7 protein-coding genes and 1 pseudogene are annotated in these 6,312 nt (G+C 28.8%); 7 read left to right on the top strand and 1 reads right to left on the bottom strand.

Going from position 1 to position 6,312, the window contains the following annotated elements:
- The 7 genes and pseudogenes from Tmeso_RS16740 to Tmeso_RS10340 all read left to right on the top strand — a co-directional run.
- Positions 1–197: pseudogene (locus tag Tmeso_RS16740) on the top strand (hypothetical protein); the annotation flags it as partial.
- Between the two features lie 208 nt (positions 198–405).
- Complete coding sequence (locus Tmeso_RS10365; RefSeq protein WP_099190893.1) at positions 406–588, top strand: small, acid-soluble spore protein, alpha/beta type; 183 nt, start codon at positions 406–408, stop codon at positions 586–588.
- A gap of 6 nt (positions 589–594) precedes the next feature.
- Positions 595–1,338: a class I SAM-dependent DNA methyltransferase gene (locus tag Tmeso_RS10360; RefSeq protein WP_099190891.1), complete on the top strand. Its 744-nt coding sequence runs from the start codon at positions 595–597 to the stop codon at positions 1,336–1,338.
- Positions 1,339–1,464: 126 nt separating this feature from the next.
- Positions 1,465–2,343: an Hsp33 family molecular chaperone HslO gene (hslO, locus tag Tmeso_RS10355; protein WP_099190889.1), complete on the top strand. Its 879-nt coding sequence runs from the start codon at positions 1,465–1,467 to the stop codon at positions 2,341–2,343.
- 148 nt (positions 2,344–2,491) lie between these two features.
- Positions 2,492–3,694: a methionine gamma-lyase gene (gene megL, locus Tmeso_RS10350; protein WP_099190887.1), complete on the top strand. Its 1,203-nt coding sequence runs from the start codon at positions 2,492–2,494 to the stop codon at positions 3,692–3,694.
- A gap of 516 nt (positions 3,695–4,210) precedes the next feature.
- Positions 4,211–4,456 (top strand): hypothetical protein, encoded by a 246-nt coding sequence (locus Tmeso_RS10345; protein ID WP_099190885.1) that lies wholly within the window; start codon positions 4,211–4,213, stop codon positions 4,454–4,456.
- 209 nt (positions 4,457–4,665) lie between these two features.
- Complete coding sequence (locus Tmeso_RS10340; protein WP_099190883.1) at positions 4,666–5,199, top strand: YcxB family protein; 534 nt, start codon at positions 4,666–4,668, stop codon at positions 5,197–5,199.
- A 339-nt stretch (positions 5,200–5,538) separates the two neighbouring features.
- Here Tmeso_RS10340 and safA read toward each other — a convergent pair whose 3' ends face one another.
- Positions 5,539–6,159, bottom strand: a complete 621-nt coding sequence (safA, locus tag Tmeso_RS10335) for a SafA/ExsA family spore coat assembly protein (protein ID WP_099190881.1) — start codon at positions 6,157–6,159, stop codon at positions 5,539–5,541.
- Between the last annotated feature and the right edge of the window lie 153 nt (positions 6,160–6,312).

Below are 6,312 nucleotides of genomic sequence, written 5' to 3'. Positions count from 1 at the left end.
GTTATACGAGACTTAAAGGTCTTAAAAAAAATAAAATGCAAGCTTTGCTTGTTTTCACATGTCTCAATTTAAAAAAGTTAGCCCTTTGGATATGGAATAAGTCTCCTGAAAGGCTGTTTTTGAGTATGTTTGTACAAATAAAAGCTATTCCTCATACAATTTATGGAAAAATAAAGAAAAACTTATGCATAGCATAGCTAAGTACATAAGTTTTGTCTTCAAACTGAGAGGTCAGCTATTTAGCTGACCTCTTTCTTATACTAAAGGGGGAGTGGGAAAATAATATTATTTCACAACGAAATATATTGTATCATTGTATACAATAAAAATCAAGAAAAAAGTAAAAAAATGTCGAAGAATATTTTGAGAAAACATGGTAAAAATAAGTGAAAAGGAGGTTTGGTTATGGATAAAAATAAAAAGAAGAAAATAGTTACAGAAAATGATATAATGAAATATGAAATTGCCAGTGAAATAGGGCTTATGGATAAGATAAATGAACAAGGCTGGGCAGGGCTTACAGCCAAGGAAGCTGGAAGAATTGGTGGAATGCTCACAGCTAGGAAAAAAAATAAGAAAAAGAAATAGGAGAAGATTATGCAGTATAACGATTTCGCATTCATATACGATAATTTAATGGATAATGTAGATTATGATAAATGGGTAGAATATATAGAAAAAATAATAAAAAAAGAAGATGTACAGGTTAAAAATATACTTGAGCTTGCATGTGGAACAGGTAATTTGACTATACCTTTTGCTAAAAAAAATTACGATATTTTAGGAATTGATATATCTGAGGAGATGCTTAGTGTAGCAAGAGAAAAGTGTATAGATAAAGGTATAGAAGTTGTATTTTTAAATCAAGATATGACTGAACTTGATTTTGAAATTTATAATTTAGATTGTGTTTTATGTGCATGTGATGGGTTTAATTATATATTAGAAAATGAAGACATACAGAGTATATTCGACAATGTATATGGATTGCTTAAACAAAAAGGTGTATTTATATTTGATATAAGTTCATATAATAAATTATCAAATATACTTGGTAACAATACTTTTGGAGAAAATAGAGAAGATATAACTTATATTTGGGAAAACTATTTTGATGATGAGAGTGATATGGTAGAGATGAATCTAGCTTTTTTTACACGAAACGGAGAATATTATCAAAAATTTGAAGAAACTCACTATCAAAGAGCTTATAAAAATCATGAAATAATAAAGATGCTAAAAAAATCAGGATTTGAATACATTAATGTGTATAAGGATTTTACTTTTTCCGAAGCAGATGAAGAAACCGAGAGAGTATTTTTTGTGTGTAAAAAATAATAGACATAATTGACTGCTTATTATTTGGATGCTATACTTTTTCCCTGATACAATAAATATCAGGGATTTTTGATATAAGAAACTATAATAGTTTCAATTATAGACAATATTCATAAGGAGGCAAATATGAAAAATTTTATAATTAGAGCCAGTGCTGGAAATCACAGTATAAGAGCTTTTGCTGCATATACTACTGATATGGTAGAGACTGCTAGAAAGATACATAATACAACTCCAGTTGCAAGTGCTGCACTTGGAAGAACATTAACTGCAACATCTATGATGGGTGTTATGATGAAAAATGAAAATGATAAATTAACAGTTCAGATAAAGGGTGATGGACCTTTAGGAAATATAGTTATAGTTAGTAACTCAAAGGGAATGGTAAAGGGATATGTATCAAACCCTTTTGTTGATGTTCCTCTTAAATATGCTGGTAAGCTTGATGTTGGGGCTGCTGTTGGAACTCAGGGAACTATAACTGTTATAAAGGACTTAGGTCTTAAAAAGCCATACATAGGTTCGTATCCTTTGGTAAATGGAGAAATAGCAGAGGACTTTACTGCATATTATATGTATTCAGAACAGCAACCATCTGCAATAGCTTTAGGCGTGCTGGTTGATACAGATTATTCTATAAAAGCATCTGGTGGATTTATAATTCAGCTTCTTCCTGATGCTAGTGAGGAAAGTATACAAATATTAGAGAAGAATCTATCTGATATGAAGCCTATATCAACTTTAATAGCTGATGGAAAAATGCCAGAGGATATATTAGATATAGTACTTAATGGTCTTGATCATGAGATACTTGATAAATATGAGGTTGGATTTGAATGTGATTGTAGTAAGGAGAGATTAGAAAGAGCTTTAATGAGTATAGGTAAGAAGGATTTAGAAGAGATACTTGAAACTGATAAAAAAGCAGAACTTACTTGTCATTTCTGTAATACAAGTCATCAGTTTGATGAGGTAGATTTAAAGAAACTTATAAGTAGTATATAATAGTAAATATTGAGCCAGATAGAATTTTTCTATCTGGTTCTTATATTTCGACAAAATTCGAAAAATTTAAAAAAATCTAAAAATACATACTAATTCCCTTGTAAGTAAATGAATTAACATGTAAAATATTACATGGAGGGGATATAATATGAGTAATTATAATTTAAAAAAAGCTGGTTTTTCTACAAAGACTATTCACGCTGGTCATAAGAAAGATATTGTATCAGGAGCTTTAACTACTCCTATATATCAAACATCTACTTTTGTATTTGATAATGCAGAGCAAGGTGGAAGAAGATTCGCACTTGAGGAGCCGGGATATATATATACAAGACTTGGCAATCCTACTTCTACACAATTAGAAGATAAGGTAGCTGCACTTGAAAATGGTGAAGCTTGTATGTCTACAGCTTCTGGAATGGGGGCTATATCATCTGCACTTTGGACAGCTTTAAAAGCTGGAGACCATATTGTTGCCGATGAAACTTTATATGGATGTACTTTTGCACTCTTAAATCATGGACTTACAAGATTTGGAGTAGAGGTTACTTTTGTAGATGCATCTAATGCAGATAATATTAGAAAAGCTATGAAGGATAATACTAAAGTTGTGTACATAGAAACGCCTGCTAATCCAAATTTAAAGGTCGTTGATATTGAAGAAGTAGCTAAGGTTACTCATGAGAAAGAAGATTGTATGTTAATGATTGATAATACATTCTGTACGCCTTTCATTCAAAGACCGATTGAACTTGGAGCTGACGTTGTAGTTCATTCTGCCACTAAGTATTTAAATGGCCATGGCGATGTTATAGCCGGATTTGTAGTAGGGAAGCAAGAATTTATAAATAATGTTAGATTATTTGGAGTAAAGGATATGACGGGAGCTGTTCTTAGTCCATTTGATGCTTATTTAATAATAAGAGGATTAAAAACTTTAGATGTGAGAATGCAAAGACACTGTGAAAATGCAATGGAAGTTGCGAAGTTCTTAAAAAACCACAAAGCTATAGAGAAAGTATATTATCCAGGGTTTGAAGAGCATGAACAATATGAGATAGCTAAAAAGCAAATGGACATGCCAGGTGCTATGATAGCTTTTGAAGTTAAGGGTGGAATAGCTGAAGGTATAAAATTCATAAACAGTCTTGAACTTTGTACATTAGCAGTTAGCTTAGGTGATTGTGAAACTTTAATTCAACATCCAGCATCTATGACTCATTCTCCTTATACTCCTGAAGAAAGAATGCAGGCAGGAATAAGTGATGGACTTGTAAGATTATCAGTAGGACTTGAAAATGTAGAAGATATAATTGGTGATTTAAAACAAGGGTTAGATAGATTATTATAAATCAGAAAAGATGTGCTGATTAAAGGTAAATAAAAATAGATTTTAATTTTGATTAAGGTCTATTTTTTTGCCCCAAAATATAAACAATTAAATACCGATAATTAATATACCTTCTAATAAAACTATAGATTGTATCTTATCAAATATACTAAAACTTCTTAAACTCCCTACGGTCAAACAAAAGAAGTTTTTTAACGTGTATTTGAACAATACAATCTAAGTTTCATAGTAGAAGGTATATGAAAATTATCTAACATTTAATTGTTTATATTTTGGAATATCTACTTTTAAAAGTTAAAGTGGAGGGTAATTTACCTTTTTATCTGTTACCCCCACTTCTGTATTTCGTTTGTTATAAATTCTGCTTTTCTTCAAAGTCCTTTTGATTAATTTCTATGGTGTAATTTACCTATATGATTAAAATTAACACTATGAATAATATCTATAAGTAGGTAGTTAAGTTGATTATTGGAAAAGTAGAACTAATAATTTGAAGAATGTTAAGGAGGTAGAACTATGAGTAATAATGACTATTTAAGTGAAGAAGAACAATTTAAAGAAATCCTTAATAATGAAGAAATAAGCCGAATAAAAGATCCAGAACTTAGAAGTATTCGGTTAAAATACTGGAACTTATTACATCAAACTTTTTTAGATGAACGTAAAATACCAGACGGTATGCTTGGAAAAGAATTTGACAATATTAAAGCTACGGAGATAAAAGAACTTGAGGAATATAGAGAACACAAAAATAAGGGCTAAAAAATTATCTTTATGTTGAACCAAAATATAGAAGGAGTAATAGAAGTTCCCATTATCATAAACTACATAGTAAAAAGCAACAATTAGAGTAGTAAATATAAATATTGAATTGGTATAGAGCTTTTATTGTAGAACAAGGATAGAATTAATACTTTTTAAAGAAATATTATATAAATTAAAATAAAAGTGAATTGAATGGAGAGGTGGATATGAATGACAATAAACTATTTACAGTAAAAACATCTATGGAAAAAGAAGACTACCATAAATTTTTATATATTGCCACATTTTTAAGAAGTAAAATAATAATTCCATTTATACTTTTCTTATCTGCTTTAATGGCTATATTCCTAGCTTATAGTGAACATCAATTCAACATAATAAAATTTTTTATATTTTGGATGGTATTAACGATTGTAGCTGTTTTTGTAATAATTTTTAAAGTTGAAAGAAAAAATAAACAAAGAATAAAAACAGACAAGACGGGAGTATTTAATTCACAAGAAACATTGGATTTTTATGAGGATTTTTTAATAATAAAAAGTACGGTATTTGAAGGTGAATCTAAGATTAAGTATAGCCAATTTTATCAAGTATTAGAGTCGAAAGATTATTTTATAAGTTATTTTAATATGAACCAAGCATCTTTAATAAGAAAAAAAGACATGGATAAGGAAAAAAGTGATAAGTTAAGATCCGTATATCAAAAGAATATGGGAAATAAGTACAGTAGTATTTTATAATTATATTTGAGGCATAAAATTAGAATTATGTTCAAGTAGGTATTAATTTAAAATTAGTGAGTGTACTCAAAAACTAGGAGCAAATATCAAGTATTTTAGTTTGATTGCAACTGCCCATTATTCATAATACCAACTTCTTATTAGGCTAATAACATGAAGTTGGTTACATGTACTGAAATGATTATAATGGGTAGTTGTAATTAGTAATAATAGTAGTAAATAATACGTATATAAATTTATTTGAGATAGAATAGGATTTATAAAATAAAGGGTATTAAAATGTATTTTAATACCCTTTATTTTTGCTTAAAGTACAAAATTAAAATTCATTAAGATTTTTTAAGGTCTTATAAACATTTGTGTCCAATACTTAGTTCCATTAGATTTAGTAGCAAGACCTACTCCTATTTGAGTAAAATTAGGAGATAATATATTTTTTCTATGTCCTGGAGAATTCATCCAAGAATTCATAACTTCAGCTGCTGTTCTTTGACCATAAGCTATGTTTTCTCCTGCAGTTGAGTATTTTATACCGAAGTTTTTCATCATATCAAATGGACTTCCGTAAGTTGGCGATGTATGAGAAAAATAGTTTTTATTGATCATATCTTGAGATTTATACCTTGCAACTCTTGATAGTTCCCAGTTTTGAGTAAGTGGACTTAAACCATTTTTAGATCTTTCTACATTTACAAGCCTTACAACCTCATTTTCAATAGCTTTTACATCATTGATTTGAGGAATAGTAAGTTTATTTCCCGGATATATAAGCGCGGGATTTTTAATCTGTGGATTCGCACTTATTATTTCGGATAATCCAATTTCGTATCTTACAGCAATTTTCCACATACTATCACCTTTAACCACTGTATAAACGGTATCGGCATAAGATATGCTTGCACAGCTAAATATCAATAAAAATACAACGCTTAAAATATGAAATTTAAATTTTTTATTCATTATAGAACCTCCTTATTAAAAGCAAAACAATGTTGAACCTTTAATTAGTATGTCAAAAAAAGTAGATTATATATTAAAATATATATATTAAAAACTTGAAAAAAAATAAATAAATGGATATTAAATTTAAATAAAATTAAATTATTAAATATT

This window comes from Tepidibacter mesophilus, from assembly GCF_002724055.1.
GTDB lineage: Bacteria > Bacillota > Clostridia > Peptostreptococcales > Peptostreptococcaceae > Tepidibacter_A > Tepidibacter_A mesophilus.
Note: the sequence above shows the minus strand (reverse complement) of the source record. Positions and strands in the feature narration are given on the sequence as shown.